The sequence below is a fragment of the Pseudomonas sp. H1_F01 genome (genome assembly GCF_054681425.1).
The window spans coordinates 4702966-4718915 of sequence record NZ_CP162823.1; the positions used below are offsets into that span (position 1 = coordinate 4702966).

A 15950-nucleotide genomic window follows, 5' to 3' on the forward strand; every position below is an offset into this window, starting at 1 on the left:
CGACATGGAGCGCAATCTCGAAAAGACCGCCAAGCACTTCGGCCTGACCCGCCCCGCCCTGATCAAGCTCATGCGTGAGAAGGGTCTGCTCACCGACCGCAACCTGCCGGCGTTCCCCGTCCGCGACCGTGAATACCTTCGGGTCAAGGACAGCAACTGGTACCACGACACGCTGGGCATGCAGTACAGCCAATCGACACGCGTCCGGCAGGCCGGCATCCCCTGGCTAGCAGAACAACTGGGCCTCGACCTTCCTGCCATCCCGGCAGACAACCGTGACGTGGCCTAGGGAATACGCCCGCCAGATCATCGCCCTACGCACCCTCAAGGAGCGCAACGCCGCGCTCCTTGAGGTGCCGGAACATCTGCGCGAGCTGACCAAACGCCATTGCCTGAATGCCTGGAATCACCCGGCCCGAAACAAACGCATGGAGAGCCCAAAGCCTCATGACTAGCCAGCCTCAAAACCCGCTGCGCCTGATGCCAGCACCGGAGACGGCCACCGTCGAGCTGCTGTATCGCACCTTCGGCGACGTGCTTATCCCCCTCGAAAAGCTGCGCGTGCAGTACTTCCGCAACCTCAACGAGCAGTCATTTGCAGCCGAAATCACCAGCGGCCGCATTCAACTGCCCGTGACCACGCTGGACAGCAGTCGCAAAGCGCCGAAGTACGCGCACATCCGCCACGTCGCGGCATTGATCGACATCCAGGCCTACAAGGCCGACGAAGTTCACGCGAAGGCACAGGCCGACGCAACCGAAGAAGTCCAACCGTAACGGCTGCCACCACCAGCCACCCAAACCACCAGGAGCACACCACATGACTGCAATTCAAATCTGCGCATTGATCGGCCTGATAGTCGGCGCGGCCCTCATCTACTGGACCGGCTACCGAGGCGGGCTCATTGACGGCCGCGTCGAAGGCATCGAAGAGGGCACGAACGACGAACGCGCCGCCAACGCGAAAACCATTCGTGAGCTGAAGGCATCCCTCCAATTCATTCGCGCCGATCACAAAAACCTCGCAGCCCATGCGAAGCGGCTGAGGGAAAGCCAAGCCTTCGGCCCTCAAGAGCGCCAAACGCTTATGCAGATCGCCGAGAAACTGAGGTTGGCCTCTGACACCTTCCGCGCCATGAGTTCGAAGGCACAGGCACAGCAGGCGCTCGACCTGCGCGAAAAAGCGCTGGGCATGGCCGCTCTGCTGGATCAGGTCAAAGTGGAGGACGCAGCATGAGCCGTCATTGCCCGACGCTACGCCTCTCACCTCAAGACGCCGGCGTGCTTCACCAGCAACACGCCAAAGCCACCGCCGAACTGCGCGAAGTGACTCGATTCCGCAAAGAGTTCGACCGGCAACTTTCGCTGCTGATCGGCTACGACGCCCTGCGCAAGTTGCATAAGGACACCCAGAACGCCCTGCTGCTAGCCGACTTGGTCAAGGAGGCAGCATGAACTGGATCCTCACGCATACCGGCAAACGCTTTGACTTGTTCGAGCCGGACGCCGACATGATCGACCCGAGGGATATTGCCCACTCACTGGCTCATTTGTGCCGCTTCAACGGCTACACCAGCGAGTTCTACAGCGTGGCCCAGCACTGTTGCTTGGTTGCGGATCTGGTGCCGGCCGAGCACAAGCTCGCCGCCCTCCTCCACGACGCGACCGAAGCCTACATCGGCGACATGGTGCGGCCGCTCAAACAGTGGATGCACGCCTACCAGGACGTCGAGACATGGATCTGGGAACGCATTTGCACCCGCTTCAGCATCGATCAGGATCTGCCGGCATCCGTCACCCAAGCCGACCTGATCGCCCTGGCCACCGAGCGCCGCGACCTGATGCCTCCCGACCCGGCCACCTGGGATTGCCTTGTCGGCATCAAACCCGCGCCAGAACGCATCCGGCCGTGGTCACCCACCGAAGCCCGGCTCACCTACCACCAGCGCCTGATGGACCAACTCGCTATCGAACACCGGAGGAAAGCGGCGTGAAGCAAGTACAGAACCACACCCCATCCCAGGCCGCTTTGCTCCGTAGCGCTAGCAAGGTCGACGCGCCTGTAAAAAACAGTCTCTGCTGCGCAGCAGCAGGCATTACTGCTCTTCCCAGCAGCACCACCGAGGCGCTTATACCCCACGAAAAGCTGCGCGGGGCAGCGCACACTGAAGCAACGCTAATCGCTCAGGATCGCCCGCTCGCGCAGCCTGTCGTGGGGTATACGCATGGAGGCTGGGTATGACCGCCTTTTCCCAAACCCCAATAAGCACTGCCGTCATCACCCAATTTGGCCTCGACCTCTCGGGCAAGATCCGCGTCGATCTGTTTGCCGGTGGTGGTGGCGCAACCATGGGTCAGGAAATGGCCACGGGCAAAGCCGTCGATATCGCGATCAACCACAACCCCAAAGCCATCAGCATGCACAAGCGCAACCACCCAGGCGCAGAGCATTACATCTCGGACGTCTATGAGGTGTGCCCCCGAAAGGCGACACGAGGCCGCCCCGTGGCACACCTACACGCAAGCCCCGAATGTACCCATCACAGCCTTGCCGCCGGAGGTCAACCACGCAGCAGTGCCAGCCGCTCCCTGTCGTGGGTCACCGTCAAGTGGGCCGGACAGGTCAAACCCGACCTCATCACTATGGAAAACGTCTGGCAGATCCTGCAATGGGGCCCCTTGATTGCTAAGCGATGCAAAACCACCGGCCGGGTGATTCGCCGCGATGGGAGCGTGGCCGCACCAGGCGAGCGCGTTCCAGTTCAGGATCAATACCTGGTGCCTGATCCGAAACGTAAGGGCAAGACCTGGCGCCGCTTCCTGCAGATCCTTAAGAACATGGGTTATGACATTCTGCATGGAAAGCTCAAAGCCTGTGATTTTGGCGCCGCTACCACACGCGAACGCCTTTACATGGTCGCCCGATGCGATGGCAAACCACTGTACTGGCCGGAGCCGACCCACTTCAAGGCACCCGCAAAAGGCCAAAAAGCTTGGCGCAATGCAGCCAGTTGCATCGACTGGTCGATCCCCTGCCCGAGCATTTTCCTGGCGAAAGAAGAAGGCCGTGCCGCTGGTGTTCGCCGGCCATTGGCAGACAAGACCATGGAGCGCGTGCGCAAAGGTGCTCGCCGCTATGTGGTCGATCATGCCGACCCGTTCATCGTAAGCGTCAACCACTCAGGCAACGACATTGCACGATGCCAGTCCGTGCAAGATCCAACCAAGAACATCACCGGAGCGCATGGCTTCGCCCTGGTGACGCCACAAGTCGCGCCTTTCCTCACAGAGCACGCCAATGCAACATCCCAGCGAACCATGCCGGCTGACGCACCGCTGGGGACCATCTGCGCACAGGTCAAGGGCGGACACTTCGCACTCGCCGTGGCCTACATCGCTCAACACAACGGCGGCTTCAACGAAACGCTGGGACGGCACCCAGACCAACCTCTGACAGCGATAACCACCACGGGCAGCCAACAACAGTTGGTAACCGCCAACCTGCTGACCCTGCGCAAGAACTGTGTAGGCAGCGCGATGGATGAGCCGATCTCAACTATCTGTGCCGGCGCAGAACATCACGCGCTGCTCGAGTACACACTCGCACCGGATGTGGAGGAAGGCGCCCTGCGCGTTGCGGCCTTCCTGATGGGGTACTACGGCACCGACAACATCTACGACCTGCGCGACCCGGCGGCCACTATCACGACACGGGACCGGCTGGCACTGGTTACCGTGGTGATCAAAGGCACACCGTACGTCATTGCCGATATTGGCATGCGCATGCTGACGCCCCGGGAGCTTTATCGAGCCCAGGGTTTCCCGGACAACTACGTAATTGACCATGGTCACGACGGCCGGAAGTTCAGCAAGAAAGACCAGGTATTGATGGTCGGCAATTCTGTCTCCCCCTGGCCGATGATGGCATTGATCAACGCAAATACGGCTCAAGAAGACGAGCCCATGAAGGAGGCGGCATGAACACTCTCTTCTTACTAATGGCCCAATATGAAGGGCAAGCTGTCATCCCGCTTGATCGGGTATGCGCTGATTACATGCATTTGACGGTCGAGAAGTTCAAGCGAAAACAACTGGATGGGGAGATAGATATTCCAGTCGTACGCTTGGGGGCAAACTCTCAGAAAGCTGCGCTTGGCATTCACTTGAAGGATCTGGCGGACTACATCGATCGGCAGCGTGAAAAAGCCATGAGGGAACAGAATCAGCTGATGGGCAGAGCAGCTTGAATTAGCCGTTACTACAGCGGAAAGTACACGCCTTCTAGCATGGCAGGACATTTCATTCTAGAAGGCGCTTGCTGCATACAGTCAAAGTAAAGCCTTAAAAAACCTTAAGATTTCTTAGGTTATCGCGAGCCGTTGAGTTGGGGTCCGCACGAAGAAACTCACCATCAAATACTTCGACCTCAGCGCCGGTATGCCAGTCACCATTGTGAAAGTACCGAGTTTTGAACGAAATACCCGACTCGATCAAATGTGCAGCCAACGCACGGGCAATTACATAATTGTCCTGAGTATTATGTTTCCGTATTTTTACCGATTCAATGTGTTCTTTCTTACTGTCTAAGCGAATAGCGGTGATGTAGTACTGTTTCATGAGGACGCTCCGATTTTTTTTGCCTGCTGCCGGAAAATGGGGACTGGATCCAATTTTTCAAGTGTCCAAGAAAAAAATCGGTGCGACCTCAAGCCATAACCTTCTTCATCCAGGGCCAATCTTGGTATCGATCCTGTCGCCCGCGTAAATGGGTGTATCTCCGCAAAGAGTTCCAGTCCCTATGACCTGAAACACTCGAAACTCTTGGAATGTCCCAGTCCATCTCAAAAAGTCGGCTCACCCCCTCATGCCTCAGGTCATGAAAATGCAAATCCTCAATACCCAGAAGCGGACAAGCCCGGGTGAAAGACGCCGACACAGACTTACCGTTGTAGGGGAAAATCTCATCGGCCGTTTTCGGCATAGCTTGAACAATCGCCCAAGCCTCGTCAGGTAAGTGGCACCACACGTTGTTGCCTATTTTTTGACCCGGGTTCTTCATATCCCTCACCAAAACCGCCTGCCTAGCACAGTCGAGATCCTCCCAGCGTATCCGTGTGATTTCCTCCTGCCGGCGTGTCGAAAACAGTGCGAAAGCGATTATTTTGGGCATGGGAATCGAGTTATTACCCCGAGTTTGCATGTCAAGGAAATGCTTCATCAGCTTGTCCAACTCTTCAAGAGTAGGCCGACGATTACGCTCTTTGCTCTTGGTGACCATTCCGAGCTTACGCAACACCTTTCGAGCGTCAGTCATGGCAAGCGGATCTATCTCATACCCCCAGGCCGGCCGAGCGACCGACAGGACCGCTCCGAGGTGCGATAGATCATTCCCGACCGTCTGCGCCTGGACACCGCCTCCCTCTTCGCTCATCCGCCACTGAGCAAACTCCACCAGTTTCTGGCTATTCAGCGCCGAATCATCGACCTCGCCCAGCCACGTCTCCTTGATCGCCGTCAGAGTTGCTCGCTTAGTCTTCCCCAGCGGCCGGATCTTCTCGTACTCGTCCAGGTACTGATCGATCATTTTCTTGATCGTCACCCCCTTCCGGTTCGCACGTTCGATAGCACCAGGCGCGGCCAGCTCCGTCTCCCGCCGCTTGATCCATGCCTGAGCCACCTGCTTCCGGTCGAAGGTTTGGCTTTCCTGATAAACTGTCTTCCCGTCCCGATTAATCCGTATCTGCGCCGTGTAGGCCGTCGAATTGTCCTTGCGCTTGCGTGATGTGATCGTGCCCATATCCAGTTGCTACATTGCCGAGAACGGTTGCTACAATGTAGCAACCGCCATCCAAAAACAAGGAAAAATGGGTAAAAACCGCTGTATAAAAGATCAGTATTAATGAATTTCGAAAACCCTGAAGCACCCGTAAACACTAGCCCCACTCGTTCCGAGCCGTCCCGCCGCTTCTCCGTGGCCCCGATGATGGACTGGACCGACGCCCACTGTCGCTTCTTCCTACGCATCCTCTCCAAACACGCCCTGCTCTACACCGAAATGGTCACCACCGGCGCGCTACTCAACGGTGACCACGAACGCTTCCTGCGCCACCACGAAGCCGAACACCCCCTGGCCCTGCAACTAGGCGGTAGCGTCCCAGCCGACCTGGCCGCCTGCGCCCGTATGGCCCAGGAGCACGGCTACGACGAGGTGAACCTCAACGTCGGCTGCCCCAGCGACCGGGTGCAGAACAACATGATCGGCGCCTGCCTGATGGGGCATCCGCATTTGGTGGCTGACTGTGTGAAGGCCATGCGCGATGCCGTGTCGATTCCGGTGACGGTCAAGCATCGCATCGGGATCAATGGGCGGGACAGTTACGAGCAGTTGTGTGAGTTTGTCGGGACGGTGCGTGAGGCCGGTTGCACGAGTTTTACCGTGCATGCGCGGATTGCGATTCTGGAGGGGTTGTCGCCGAAGGAGAATCGCGACATCCCGCCGCTGCGTTATGACGTGGCCGCGCGGTTGAAGGCGGATTTTCCGGAGTTGGAGATTGTGCTCAACGGCGGGATCAAGACGCTGGAGGCGTGCCACGAGCATTTGCAGACCTTCGACGGCGTGATGCTGGGGCGCGAGGCTTATCACAACCCGTATCTGCTGGCCGAAGTTGATCAGCAGCTGTTCGGCAGCACCGCGCCGATCATCACCCGAGCCGAGGCGCTGGCGCAGTTGCGGCCGTATATCGCCGATCACCTGGCCGCTGGCGGGGCGATGCATCACATCACTCGGCATGTGTTGGGGCTGGGCACCGGGTTCCCGGGGGCGCGGCGGTTTCGGCAGTTGTTGTCGGTGGATATTCACAAAACCAAGGATCCATTGGCGCTGCTGGATCAGGCGGGGCAATTGCTGGAAGGGCGTTAACCGTCACTTGCTTTGAACCTGCGCGCTGTTTTGGCATCGTATCTACCGATACCGCCCCGGCCTTTCAAACAGCCGTTTTCAGGTTGTTGCCGCTGGGGCCCGACGATACCCCTTCACGCCCTTGAGTGGCTGCCGGCCCTCGGGTAATGTCAACGGACCCATAGGACAGAGCACGCTCATGACTTCCAAGCTGGAACAACTCAAACAGTTCACCACCGTCGTGGCCGACACCGGCGACTTCGAGGCCATCGCCCGCGTCAAACCCGTGGACGCTACCACCAACCCTTCCCTGCTGCTCAAGGCCTCGGCCATTCAAGGTTATGCCGAGCAACTGAACGCCTGTGTGGCGGACTGCAAGGGCGATGTGGGCCTGGCCAGCGACCGTTTTGCCGTGGCGGTCGGGCAAGAAATTCTGAAAGTGATCCCAGGGCGTATTTCCACTGAAGTGGACGCGCGCCTGTCGTTCGACACCGAGGCCATGCTCAAGCGTGCCCATCGCCTGATCGATCTGTACGAAAAGGCCGGCATTGGCCGCGAGCGCGTGCTGATCAAGATCGCTTCCACCTGGGAAGGCATTCGCGCCGCCGAGCAACTGGAGCGTGAAGGCATCCAGTGCAACCTGACCTTGCTGTTCTCCTTCGCCCAGGCCGCCGCCTGCGCCGATGCCGGGGTGTTCCTGATTTCGCCGTTCGTGGGCCGTATCTACGACTGGTACAAGAAAGCCAATGGCAACGACTACACCGGCGCTGATGATCCGGGCGTGCAGTCGGTGACACGCATCTACAACTACTACAAGGCCAATGACTACAAGACCGTGGTCATGGGCGCGAGCTTCCGTAACCTCAACCAGATCGAGCAACTGGCCGGCTGCGACCGCCTGACCGTCAGCCCGGACCTGCTGGAAAAACTGGCCGCCGACGAAGGCAAGCTGGAGCGCAAGCTGGCGCCAGGGCAAGCCGGGGAAGCGCGCTTGATCCTCAATGAAGCGCAGTTCCGCTGGCTGTCCAACGAGGACGCCATGGCGACCGAGAAACTGGCCGAAGGCATTCGTCAGTTTGCCCGGGACCAGGAGAAGCTGGAGGCGTTGCTGCAAGCCAAGCTTTGAGCTGATTCACAAGGCATGCAAAAAGGGCGAACCTTGGTGGGTTCGCCCTTTTTTATGTGGCTTGTCCTGAGGGATGTGGCGGATCGATAAACGCTATCGCGAGCAAGCTCGCTCCCACAGGTGACTGCATTCCAATGTGGGAGCGAGCTTGCTCCGGGCGGCGTTCCGACGATGAGGCCGGTCAGCCTAAGCAAAATCCAGGGATCAAGGCCCTTCCAGCGCATTCACCAGGTCATGGAAGGCTTCACGATTGGAATCGTTGAGCCCCATCAGGATCTTGTGGGCTTCGAGCACCTTGACCCGCACTTCCTCTTCGGACTGGTCCTGGTCAGGCAGGTCGTCCAGGCACTCCGGGCACGGCACAGGGTCGCCCACGATGTTGAACACCTGGTCGAAGCCCATCGATTGCAGCAGACGGGTGATGTCGTTGTGGGTGGTGACGACAGTCGGCAGCAGGCCGACCTTCTGCCGCGACAGGATCGACAGTTTGGCCAGCAGGCCCAATGTGGTGCTGTCGATGCTACGGGTTTCGGTCAGGTCGATCACGATGGCGTTGAAATTCAACGAAGTGAAGATCCGCTCAATAGTCGCATCCAGCGCCGAACACAGGGTCAGGCGCACTTCACCGACAAACTTCAGGACAAAGGTGCCGTCCTGCTCGGCGAACTGGATTCTACCGGTACTCATCAAAGGTTCCTGCTCAACACTAACAGGGCGATATCATCCGGCATCTCCCCTAGCGTGGCTAATCCAAACACTTGACGCAAGCCTTCCAGGCTGCCGCCCGCTGCGCTCACCCGTTCAGGCAAGGCCGCTTCTTTCTCTTTGAGTGTAGGTTCTGTCAAAAGGTCCAAAATGCCATCAGACATCAGCGTCAGGCTGAATGTCGGCGGCAATTCCAGTACGTGGTCTTCGTAGGTGGCCTCGTTGAACAGGCCCACCGGCAAACCACGCCCTTCCAGGTAACGCACACTGTCTGGCGTATACAACACAGGCAAAGGCAGGTGACCGCCGATGCTATAGGTCAACAAACCCGTCTCCTCGTCGATGACTCCACCGACCATTGTGACGTGTTTGCCCAGCTTACAACTGATCAGGCCTCGGTTGATATGCCCAAGGACTTCAGAAGGCTTGAACTCTGGCAGCGTGCCATTGCGCTTGGACTCGAACAACAGGCGCGTGGTCATGAACTTCAGCAGCACCGTCACGAATGCCGAAGAAGCACCATGGCCGGAAACGTCCGCCAGGTAGAACGCCACTCGCCGCTCGTCGACCCGGAAATAGTCCACGAAATCGCCCGACAGGTACAACGACGGGATGATCTGGTGGGCAAAACGGAAATCATCGACGGCCCAAGGGCTGACCGGCAGCATGTTCATCTGCACCTGGCGCCCGGCGTTCTGGTCTTCCTGCAACAGGTTCAGGCTGGCTTCCAGTTCGCGGTTGGCGGTTTCCAGCTTCTCGCGGTAACGCTGGTTTTCCACCAACAGGCGCGAACGGTCCAAGGCCCGGCGCACCGAGTGCTCGAGCACCGCCAGGTCTTCAAGGGGCTTGATCAGGTAATCCGCCGCGCCCAGGCGCAACGCCTCGACCGCGTCGTTCATCACGCCCGCGCCCGAAACCACGATCACCGGGGTCTGCGAGGAAAGCTCGGTGACCTGGCGAATGAGTTCGAGTCCGCCCATCTGCGGCATGCGCAGGTCGCAGATGACCAGGTCGGGCTTGTCTTGCTCGAATACCTGAAGACCCTGTTGGCCATTGCTGGCCTGCAGGACGCTGAAACCACTGTCTTCCAAGTAGGCTGCGAGACTGGCTCGCACCACTTCGTCATCATCGATTATCAGCAGCGTGGCACTGGTTTTTGGCATGTGGGCAAACGGCGCCAGAATTAGGTTGGCGTAGCGGGCTGGGCCGTCTGGCCTTGCACGCACTACTGGATTCGCTTTCTAGCCTCTCTGTCGTACCGGTTTCAGGCCTTTGCCCTACACACAGCTACATCAGAGGTGCCCTTCTAAGGCGCAGACGGTACTCCCATCCGCGGGGCGTTTCAAGCTCAGGCAGATAGCCGCTTGCCGTCTTTATTTGTCAAAGTACAGAGAGTTATAAGAACCGAGCGAAGCGTAACTCAATGGAAGGATCAAACCCGCTCAAACACGACGCCAAAGCACAGAAGGCGGCCTTTTGGGCCGCCTTCGTGGTTTTACTGGTCGGAATTAAAAATCGTCTTCGACCTGGCCGTCCTTGACCTTGAATTCGCGGTTTTGCAGGTAGGCGTTGCGGATGAAGACATACTTGTCGCCGCTCACCATCTTCTCGGCCGACAACAGGCTGGCGCGGGTGTCGACGACGTTCAGGCCTCGAATAGAGTTACGCACCGAGACGTTATCGATATAACGATACGGGGCCGTGTAGTCATCGACCAGCTTGGCCGGGGCGTCACGCAGGGTGCTTGGCCCCAGCAGCGGCAGCATCACATACGGCCCGCTGCCCAGCCCCCAGTAGCCCAGGGTCTGGCCAAAATCTTCATCGCTGCGCTGCAGGCCCATCTGGGTGCCCACATCGAAGAAGCCCAGCAGGCCGAAGGTGGTGTTGAAGATCAACCGGGCAGTGTCGACCCCGGCCGCGGCCGGCTTGGCCTGCAGCACGTTGTTGGCCAGGTTGCCCACGTCACCGATGTTGCGGAACATGTTGTGGACGCCGTCTTCGAGGAACTGCGGCGTCACGTATTGATAACCCTGGGCCAGTGGCTTGAGCGCATAGGTATCAATGGTGTCGTTGAAGGTAAAGATCGGACGGTTGATGCTTTCCCAAGGATCTTCTTCCGTGGCGGCCTGGGCAGCGAACGGAACCAGCACTACGCTGGCAGACAAACACAGCTGAGCTAGACGATGGCTCCAGCGCATAGGGGAAAACTCCTTGGATTAATCAGGCAAGGGCGCCGAGCCCAGGCGGTAAGGTGGCTAGTATAAGACGGAACGCGTGGATAGGCAGCACCGAAAAAACAAGTAGGCCGTAGGACGTTTCCACGACTGGCACCCTTCACTTCACTGTCACCGGACTGTCATCGAGGCCCTTTAGGCTGCTGGTTATTTCAAGGACGTTCCCATGCCCCGCCCCGAAGCCCTGCCCCTCCCCGCCCCCAGCCTGACCGCGGTACTGTTTGGCCTGAGCGGATGTCTGGTGGACTTCGGCGCGCGCATCCGCCAGCCAGGGGCAGCGCCGGATGAGCATGCACAGCCAACACTTGGCGCCCTGGAGAGCTTGCACCACTTGCAGCTCCAGGAAATCCCCTGCGCCTGGCTCGACGAATTGCCACCTGCCGTCAGCCATGCCCTGGCGGCTTCATTGCCGACATGGATCGAACCGCCGCAACTTCCTGCAACAAATAATCCTTGGCCGGCGCCACATGCCTGCTGGCAGGCGCTGATGGCGTTGAACGTCCAGCAATTGGACGGTTGCGTGTTGGTCAGTGGCGAACCCCGGTTGTTGCAGTCAGGGCTCAACGCCGGTTTGTGGACCATCGGCCTGGCGTCCTGCGGCTCGCTGTGTGGCCTGACGCCTGGCGAATGGCAGGCGCTGAGCCAACAGGAACGGGAAACCAAGCGCGCCAAGGCCACCGTGCAATTGTTCGGCCTGGGGGTGCATTCGGTGATCGATCACCTGGGCGAACTCGACACCTGCCTGGCGGACATCAGCCTGCGCCGACTCAAAGGCGAGAAGCCATGACCGGGATCATGCAGGGAACACGAGGGTAGATTACTCTTAAGGTAGGCCATGGACTTTTGACCCGGCGTCGCGGTCCATGGCAGTGCCTATCAATAAAGGGAGTACGCCAATGCCTGCCCGCGAATTGCAAGAACAGCTCAACAAACTGCGCGAGCAATTGGACCAGAATCCACCGCTTTCCGAAATCGAGCGCGATGACCTGCACGCGCTGATGCAAAAGATCGAACTTGAGCTTGAGTTGGAAACCAAAGCACCGGACAACAACCTCGCCGACAATGTGAACCTGGCTGTCGAGCGCTTCGAGGTGGAACACCCTACCCTTGCCGGGACCTTGCGCAACATCGTGCAAGCCTTGGGCAATATGGGGATCTGAACCCTTTAAATGCAAAAAGCCCTGCTATCGCTAGCGGGGCTTTTTAGTTTCACGACCTGCAATGCAATCCCTGTGGGAGCGAGCTTGCTCGCGATAGTCGGTGTGTCAGCTGACATCAATGTCGAATGTACCGGACTCATCGCGAGCAAGCTCGCTCCCACAAGAGCTCACTTTCACAAGGAACGTTTATTGGCGGACCAGGCGATGGTTTGGCAGTTGAACGTCTTCAGTACTGCGATACGGGTTGATATCCAACCCGCCCCGACGCACATACCGCGCGTACACCGTCAGTTTTTCCGGCTTGAGCAAGCGCTGCAGGTCGAGAAAGATCCGCTCCACGCATTGCTCATGGAAATCCGAATGCTGGCGGAAGCTGACGATGTAGGCCAGCAGGCTGGCCGGGTCCAGGGCCGCGCCGCGATATTCCACCGCTACGCTGCCCCAGTCTGGCTGGCTGGTCACCGGACAGTTGGACTTGAGCAGATGGCTGTGCAGGCTTTGCTCGACGATGCGCGAAGCATCGCAACGCAGCAGCTCCGGACGCGGGTGCGCGTAAGAGTCGACGCTGATGTCCAGATCATCGATGCACGTACCGGGCAATGCCACGATGCCTTCACGCTCCACATCCTTGAGGCTGCGGATCCGCACGCCCACTGCTTTGCCGGCAGCCGCCGACAGGTCCTGGCGCAGGGTCGCTTCCAGGCTCGCGGTATCGGCAAACGGGGTCTGGTTCAAGGAGTTGAGGTACAGCTTGAAGGATTTGGATTCGATGATATTCGGCGAATCCGCCGGAATCGCGAATTCACCGATGGCCACCACCGGCTTGCCGGACGGCAACAGCCAGGACAGCTCGAAACAGTTCCAGAAATCCACGCCTTTGTACGGCAGGGTCTCGGCCGTCAGGCCCAGTTCCGCCCATTTCGCCGTGCGCGGGATCGGGAACAGCAGTGACGGCGTGTACGTGGCGATGTATTCGCTGGATTTGCCCAGCGGCGAATGTTCGGCTGCGGGATGCATGACGGAAACCTGACTGAAGAATCAGCCGATTCTATCAGCCTTTGCCGCAGCCTTTGAGTGCTTACTGACTGACTGTCAGGTCGCCCTTCATCCCGGCCTGGTAATGACCGGGGACGTTGCAGGCAAATTCCAGCCGTGTAGCCTTGCCAAAAGCCCAGGTCAGCTCGGCGGACTTGCCCGGCTCGACCAGAACGCTGTTAGCGTCGTCGTGGCCCATCATGCCGTCTTTACCACTATGCCCCATCGAGGCCGGATTCATCGAGGCATGGTCCATTCCCGGCTTCATCCCGGTGGGTGTCAACATGCCGCTCTGTTGCATCTTGAGCATTTCCTGCTGGTGCTGGGCATGCATCGCGGCGTTACCGAGGTTGAATTCGTGCAACAACTGGCCTTTATTGATCAATACAAACCGCACCGTCTCGCCCGCCTTGATATCCAGCGTGCCAGGGTTGAACGACATGTCGCCCATCACCACCTCGATGGTGCGACTGGCCTTGGCCGCCGGTGCGGGCTGGCCGAAATCAAAGTGCGCACCGGGCGATGCCCACAACGAGGTACTCAATACCAACGCAGAGGCGGCCAGGATCAGACGGTTTACCATCAACATGTTCATACTCCGACAAGGTAAGGTTCAACTTGCCCAAGACTCTAGATCGGTGCGGCTGCCAATTGACTGACAGTTGCATTACAACTCTGTCAGGTTGTGCCACGACCCCGGCCGCCGCGGTATAACGCCCACGTTCAAACCATGCCCTGAGCTGCCCATGAAACTGCTGATCGTCGAAGACCAAACCAAAACCGGCCAATACCTGCGCCAGGGCCTGGGCGAAGCCGGGTTCAACGCCGATCTGGTGGCCGATGGCATCACCGGCCAGCAACTGGCCTTGAGCGGTGAATACGCCTTGCTGATCCTCGACGTGATGTTGCCCGGCCGCGATGGTTGGCAGATCCTGCAAGCCGTCCGTGGCGCCGGGCTGGATACACCGGTGCTGTTTCTCACCGCGCGGGATGCGGTACAGGATCGCGTACACGGCCTGGAGCTGGGCGCCGATGATTACCTGGTCAAGCCCTTTGCTTTTTCCGAGTTGCTGGCACGGGTGCGCAGTCTGTTGCGTCGAGGCAGTTCGACACAGCAGGAAACCAGCCTGCAACTGGCCGACTTGCGCCTGGACCTGATCCGCCGTCGCGTCGAACGCAGCGGTCGGCGCATCGACCTCACCGCCAAGGAATTCGCCTTGCTGGAAATGCTTCTGCGCCGCCAGGGCGAAGTGCTGCCCAAATCGCTGATCGCGTCCCAGGTCTGGGACATGAATTTCGACAGCGACACCAACGTCATCGAAGTCGCGATACGACGCCTGCGAATCAAGATTGACGATGACTTCCCCAGCAAACTGATCCATACCGTGCGGGGCATGGGCTATGTGCTTGAAGAGCGCAGCCTGTGAGGCGGTGGTCACTGAGCAGCCGCCTGGCGCTGCTGTTCGCCGCCTGCACTGCCGTGGTGTCATTGTTTGCCGGGGTGTTGTTCAGCCGTGGCAGCGAGGCGCATTTCATCGAGCTGGACCAGCAACTGCTCGAAGGCAAGCTGATCGGCCTGCGCCGGGCCCTGCAAGATCTCGACGCCGAGCAGACCCAGGCCCGCCTGGAGGATGAACTGAGCCGTCAGGCCGACCTGGCGCTGCGCATCAAGGGCAGCGATGGTGTGCGCTGGTACGACAGCTCGATCCGGATTCCCGCTCAATTGCCAGAGCGGCCCGGCCTGTCGACCCTCAACGATGCCGACACCGATTACCGGGTGTTGAATGCGCCGTTGTATCCCGATCGAGCCGACTCGCCGCAACTGACCCTGCTGCTGGACATCACCCATCACCAGCACTTCCTGCAACGCATGCAGCGCTTGATCTGGCTGACCGTCGGTCTCTCGGCCCTGGCCACTGCCCTGCTCGGCGCCTGGGCCGCCCGACGGGCCTTGCGCCCCTTGCGGCGCATGGGCGCCATTGCCGGCAGTGTCTCGGCCCGCTCACTCAACGCCCGACTGCCGGAAGAGCAAATGCCCGCCGAACTGGCGGAATTGGCCCACAGCATCAACGCCATGCTCGGACGCCTCGACGATGCGTTTCAGCGACTCTCTGCGTTCTCTGCCGACATTGCCCATGAATTGCGCACGCCGCTGTCGAACCTGCTGACCCACACCCAGGTCACCCTCACCCGCGAACGCCCCCTGGAGGATTACCGCGAGGCGTTGCACAGCAATCTCGAAGAACTGCAGTGGATGGCGCAACTGGTCAACGACATGCTGTACCTGGCCAAGGCCGACCACGGCCTGCTGGCGCTCAATCGCGAACCGCTGCAATTGGCCGAGGAAGTGGACGTGCTGCTGGACTTCTTCGCGCCGCTGGCCGAAGACACCAACGTACGCCTGAGCCGCGAGGGCGATGGCCGCATCGAGGGTGACCGCAACATGTTGCGCCGGGCGCTTTCCAACCTGCTGGACAACGCGCTGCGCTTCACCCCCGCTGACGGCGAAGTGCGGGTGCGAATTGTCGATGAGGCTCAAGGGGTGAACATCAGCGTGGAAAACAGTGGCGAGGGGATTGCAGCGGACTTGCTGCCGCGCCTGTTCGACCGCTTCTACCGCGCCGACCCAGCCCGCCAGGAGGGCAGCAGCGAACACGCGGGGCTCGGACTGGCCATCACCCGCTCGATCATCCGCGCCCATGGCGGACAGATCCGCTGTGAATCGGCCGATGGCTGGACGCGGTTCCTGATCGAATTACCGAAGGGAGATTAAGCCCGACGCCCCCCCTGTG

General features: G+C 59.4%; 21 protein-coding genes. 14 read left to right on the forward strand and 7 right to left on the reverse strand.

What is annotated here, in order from left to right; all coding sequences use genetic code 11:
• Positions 1 to 4 precede the first annotated feature (4 nt).
• The 8 genes from AB4O09_RS21245 to AB4O09_RS21280 all read left to right on the forward strand — a co-directional run bounded on the left by AB4O09_RS21245 (position 5) and on the right by AB4O09_RS21280 (position 4247).
• Entirely contained in the window at positions 5 to 289 is a 285-nt protein-coding gene (locus AB4O09_RS21245) for a phage antirepressor KilAC domain-containing protein (RefSeq protein WP_072348346.1), read from the forward strand.
• The gene (locus AB4O09_RS21250; RefSeq protein WP_334597255.1) at positions 276 to 455 is read left to right on the forward strand and encodes a hypothetical protein; all 180 of its coding nucleotides are present in this window, start codon (positions 276 to 278) and stop codon (positions 453 to 455) included. Before AB4O09_RS21245 ends, AB4O09_RS21250 begins: the two co-directional genes overlap by 14 nt.
• Positions 448 to 777: a pyocin activator PrtN family protein gene (locus AB4O09_RS21255; RefSeq protein ID WP_047227242.1), complete on the forward strand. Its 330-nt coding sequence runs from the start codon at positions 448 to 450 to the stop codon at positions 775 to 777. The genes AB4O09_RS21250 and AB4O09_RS21255 overlap by 8 nt, the downstream gene beginning before the upstream one ends.
• 43 nt (positions 778 to 820) lie before the next feature.
• A complete protein-coding gene (locus tag AB4O09_RS21260; RefSeq protein ID WP_460107492.1) occupies positions 821 to 1237 on the forward strand; it encodes a hypothetical protein in 417 nt (138 codons plus the stop codon).
• Entirely contained in the window at positions 1234 to 1455 is a 222-nt protein-coding gene (locus AB4O09_RS21265; protein WP_343470278.1) for a hypothetical protein, read from the forward strand. The genes AB4O09_RS21260 and AB4O09_RS21265 overlap by 4 nt, the downstream gene beginning before the upstream one ends.
• Entirely contained in the window at positions 1452 to 1994 is a 543-nt protein-coding gene (locus AB4O09_RS21270; protein WP_460107496.1) for a phosphohydrolase, read from the forward strand. Before AB4O09_RS21265 ends, AB4O09_RS21270 begins: the two co-directional genes overlap by 4 nt.
• A gap of 244 nt (positions 1995 to 2238) precedes the next feature.
• The gene (locus AB4O09_RS21275; protein ID WP_460107499.1) at positions 2239 to 3981 is read left to right on the forward strand and encodes a DNA cytosine methyltransferase; all 1743 of its coding nucleotides are present in this window, start codon (positions 2239 to 2241) and stop codon (positions 3979 to 3981) included.
• The gene (locus tag AB4O09_RS21280) at positions 3978 to 4247 is read left to right on the forward strand and encodes a pyocin activator PrtN family protein (RefSeq protein ID WP_444758317.1); all 270 of its coding nucleotides are present in this window, start codon (positions 3978 to 3980) and stop codon (positions 4245 to 4247) included. Before AB4O09_RS21275 ends, AB4O09_RS21280 begins: the two co-directional genes overlap by 4 nt.
• Before the next feature lie 94 nt (positions 4248 to 4341).
• Here AB4O09_RS21280 and AB4O09_RS21285 read toward each other — a convergent pair whose 3' ends face one another.
• Complete coding sequence (locus tag AB4O09_RS21285) at positions 4342 to 4617, reverse strand: DUF3892 domain-containing protein (RefSeq protein WP_444758318.1); 276 nt, start codon at positions 4615 to 4617, stop codon at positions 4342 to 4344.
• 88 nt (positions 4618 to 4705) lie between these two features.
• A complete protein-coding gene (locus AB4O09_RS21290) occupies positions 4706 to 5797 on the reverse strand; it encodes a tyrosine-type recombinase/integrase (RefSeq protein WP_460107502.1) in 1092 nt (363 codons plus the stop codon).
• 102 nt (positions 5798 to 5899) lie between these two features.
• On the opposite strand from AB4O09_RS21290, the gene dusA reads away from it, so the two are divergent.
• Both dusA and tal read left to right on the forward strand, forming a co-directional pair.
• A complete protein-coding gene (gene dusA / locus AB4O09_RS21295; RefSeq protein WP_460107504.1) occupies positions 5900 to 6919 on the forward strand; it encodes a tRNA dihydrouridine(20/20a) synthase DusA in 1020 nt (339 codons plus the stop codon).
• Between the two features lie 178 nt (positions 6920 to 7097).
• On the forward strand, positions 7098 to 8024 hold the full coding sequence (gene tal, locus AB4O09_RS21300) for a transaldolase (protein ID WP_003199698.1): 927 nt from the start codon (positions 7098 to 7100) through the stop codon (positions 8022 to 8024).
• A 204-nt stretch (positions 8025 to 8228) separates the two neighbouring features.
• On the opposite strand, the gene rssC is transcribed toward tal, so the two are convergent.
• From rssC to AB4O09_RS21315, 3 genes are all read right to left on the reverse strand, one after another.
• A complete protein-coding gene (gene rssC / locus AB4O09_RS21305; protein WP_003199696.1) occupies positions 8229 to 8711 on the reverse strand; it encodes an anti-sigma factor antagonist RssC in 483 nt (160 codons plus the stop codon).
• Positions 8711 to 9892: a two-component system response regulator RssB gene (gene rssB / locus AB4O09_RS21310; RefSeq protein WP_003199694.1), complete on the reverse strand. Its 1182-nt coding sequence runs from the start codon at positions 9890 to 9892 to the stop codon at positions 8711 to 8713. The genes rssC and rssB overlap by 1 nt, the downstream gene beginning before the upstream one ends.
• 345 nt (positions 9893 to 10237) lie before the next feature.
• Entirely contained in the window at positions 10238 to 10927 is a 690-nt protein-coding gene (locus AB4O09_RS21315) for an MlaA family lipoprotein (protein ID WP_003199692.1), read from the reverse strand.
• Positions 10928 to 11129: 202 nt separating this feature from the next.
• On the opposite strand from AB4O09_RS21315, the gene AB4O09_RS21320 reads away from it, so the two are divergent.
• Together AB4O09_RS21320 and AB4O09_RS21325 are read left to right on the forward strand one after the other, a co-directional pair.
• Positions 11130 to 11750, forward strand: a complete 621-nt coding sequence (locus tag AB4O09_RS21320) for a hypothetical protein (protein WP_003199690.1) — start codon at positions 11130 to 11132, stop codon at positions 11748 to 11750.
• A 109-nt stretch (positions 11751 to 11859) separates the two neighbouring features.
• Complete coding sequence (locus AB4O09_RS21325; RefSeq protein WP_003199688.1) at positions 11860 to 12123, forward strand: DUF4404 family protein; 264 nt, start codon at positions 11860 to 11862, stop codon at positions 12121 to 12123.
• 186 nt (positions 12124 to 12309) lie between these two features.
• Here AB4O09_RS21325 and queF read toward each other — a convergent pair whose 3' ends face one another.
• Together queF and copI are read right to left on the reverse strand one after the other, a co-directional pair.
• Positions 12310 to 13140, reverse strand: a complete 831-nt coding sequence (gene queF, locus AB4O09_RS21330; RefSeq protein WP_013692631.1) for an NADPH-dependent 7-cyano-7-deazaguanine reductase QueF — start codon at positions 13138 to 13140, stop codon at positions 12310 to 12312.
• A gap of 61 nt (positions 13141 to 13201) precedes the next feature.
• Complete coding sequence (gene copI, locus AB4O09_RS21335) at positions 13202 to 13747, reverse strand: copper-resistant cuproprotein CopI (protein ID WP_027912665.1); 546 nt, start codon at positions 13745 to 13747, stop codon at positions 13202 to 13204.
• Positions 13748 to 13904: 157 nt separating this feature from the next.
• On the opposite strand from copI, the gene AB4O09_RS21340 reads away from it, so the two are divergent.
• A complete protein-coding gene (locus AB4O09_RS21340; protein WP_003199682.1) occupies positions 13905 to 14585 on the forward strand; it encodes a heavy metal response regulator transcription factor in 681 nt (226 codons plus the stop codon).
• The gene (locus AB4O09_RS21345; RefSeq protein ID WP_003199681.1) at positions 14582 to 15931 is read left to right on the forward strand and encodes a heavy metal sensor histidine kinase; all 1350 of its coding nucleotides are present in this window, start codon (positions 14582 to 14584) and stop codon (positions 15929 to 15931) included. Before AB4O09_RS21340 ends, AB4O09_RS21345 begins: the two co-directional genes overlap by 4 nt.
• The last annotated feature ends 19 nt before the right edge of the window (positions 15932 to 15950 follow it).

What these genes read in the sequence shown, in the direction of transcription:
- AB4O09_RS21245 (WP_072348346.1), top strand. Translation starts at nt 5, where the DNA reads ATGGAGCGCAATCTCGAAAAGACCGCCAAGCACTTCGGCCTGACCCGC.
- AB4O09_RS21255 (WP_047227242.1), top strand. Translation starts at nt 448, where the DNA reads ATGACTAGCCAGCCTCAAAACCCGCTGCGCCTGATGCCAGCACCGGAG.
- AB4O09_RS21260 (WP_460107492.1), top strand. Translation starts at nt 821, where the DNA reads ATGACTGCAATTCAAATCTGCGCATTGATCGGCCTGATAGTCGGCGCG.
- AB4O09_RS21265 (WP_343470278.1), top strand. Translation starts at nt 1,234, where the DNA reads ATGAGCCGTCATTGCCCGACGCTACGCCTCTCACCTCAAGACGCCGGC.
- AB4O09_RS21270 (WP_460107496.1), top strand. Translation starts at nt 1,452, where the DNA reads ATGAACTGGATCCTCACGCATACCGGCAAACGCTTTGACTTGTTCGAG.
- AB4O09_RS21275 (WP_460107499.1), top strand. Translation starts at nt 2,239, where the DNA reads ATGACCGCCTTTTCCCAAACCCCAATAAGCACTGCCGTCATCACCCAA.
- AB4O09_RS21280 (WP_444758317.1), top strand. Translation starts at nt 3,978, where the DNA reads ATGAACACTCTCTTCTTACTAATGGCCCAATATGAAGGGCAAGCTGTC.
- AB4O09_RS21285 (WP_444758318.1), bottom strand. Translation starts at nt 4,617, where the DNA reads ATGAAACAGTACTACATCACCGCTATTCGCTTAGACAGTAAGAAAGAA.
- AB4O09_RS21290 (WP_460107502.1), bottom strand. Translation starts at nt 5,797, where the DNA reads ATGGGCACGATCACATCACGCAAGCGCAAGGACAATTCGACGGCCTAC.
- dusA (WP_460107504.1), top strand. Translation starts at nt 5,900, where the DNA reads ATGAATTTCGAAAACCCTGAAGCACCCGTAAACACTAGCCCCACTCGT.
- tal (WP_003199698.1), top strand. Translation starts at nt 7,098, where the DNA reads ATGACTTCCAAGCTGGAACAACTCAAACAGTTCACCACCGTCGTGGCC.
- rssC (WP_003199696.1), bottom strand. Translation starts at nt 8,711, where the DNA reads ATGAGTACCGGTAGAATCCAGTTCGCCGAGCAGGACGGCACCTTTGTC.
- rssB (WP_003199694.1), bottom strand. Translation starts at nt 9,892, where the DNA reads ATGCCAAAAACCAGTGCCACGCTGCTGATAATCGATGATGACGAAGTG.
- AB4O09_RS21315 (WP_003199692.1), bottom strand. Translation starts at nt 10,927, where the DNA reads ATGCGCTGGAGCCATCGTCTAGCTCAGCTGTGTTTGTCTGCCAGCGTA.
- AB4O09_RS21320 (WP_003199690.1), top strand. Translation starts at nt 11,130, where the DNA reads ATGCCCCGCCCCGAAGCCCTGCCCCTCCCCGCCCCCAGCCTGACCGCG.
- AB4O09_RS21325 (WP_003199688.1), top strand. Translation starts at nt 11,860, where the DNA reads ATGCCTGCCCGCGAATTGCAAGAACAGCTCAACAAACTGCGCGAGCAA.
- queF (WP_013692631.1), bottom strand. Translation starts at nt 13,140, where the DNA reads ATGCATCCCGCAGCCGAACATTCGCCGCTGGGCAAATCCAGCGAATAC.
- copI (WP_027912665.1), bottom strand. Translation starts at nt 13,747, where the DNA reads ATGTTGATGGTAAACCGTCTGATCCTGGCCGCCTCTGCGTTGGTATTG.
- AB4O09_RS21340 (WP_003199682.1), top strand. Translation starts at nt 13,905, where the DNA reads ATGAAACTGCTGATCGTCGAAGACCAAACCAAAACCGGCCAATACCTG.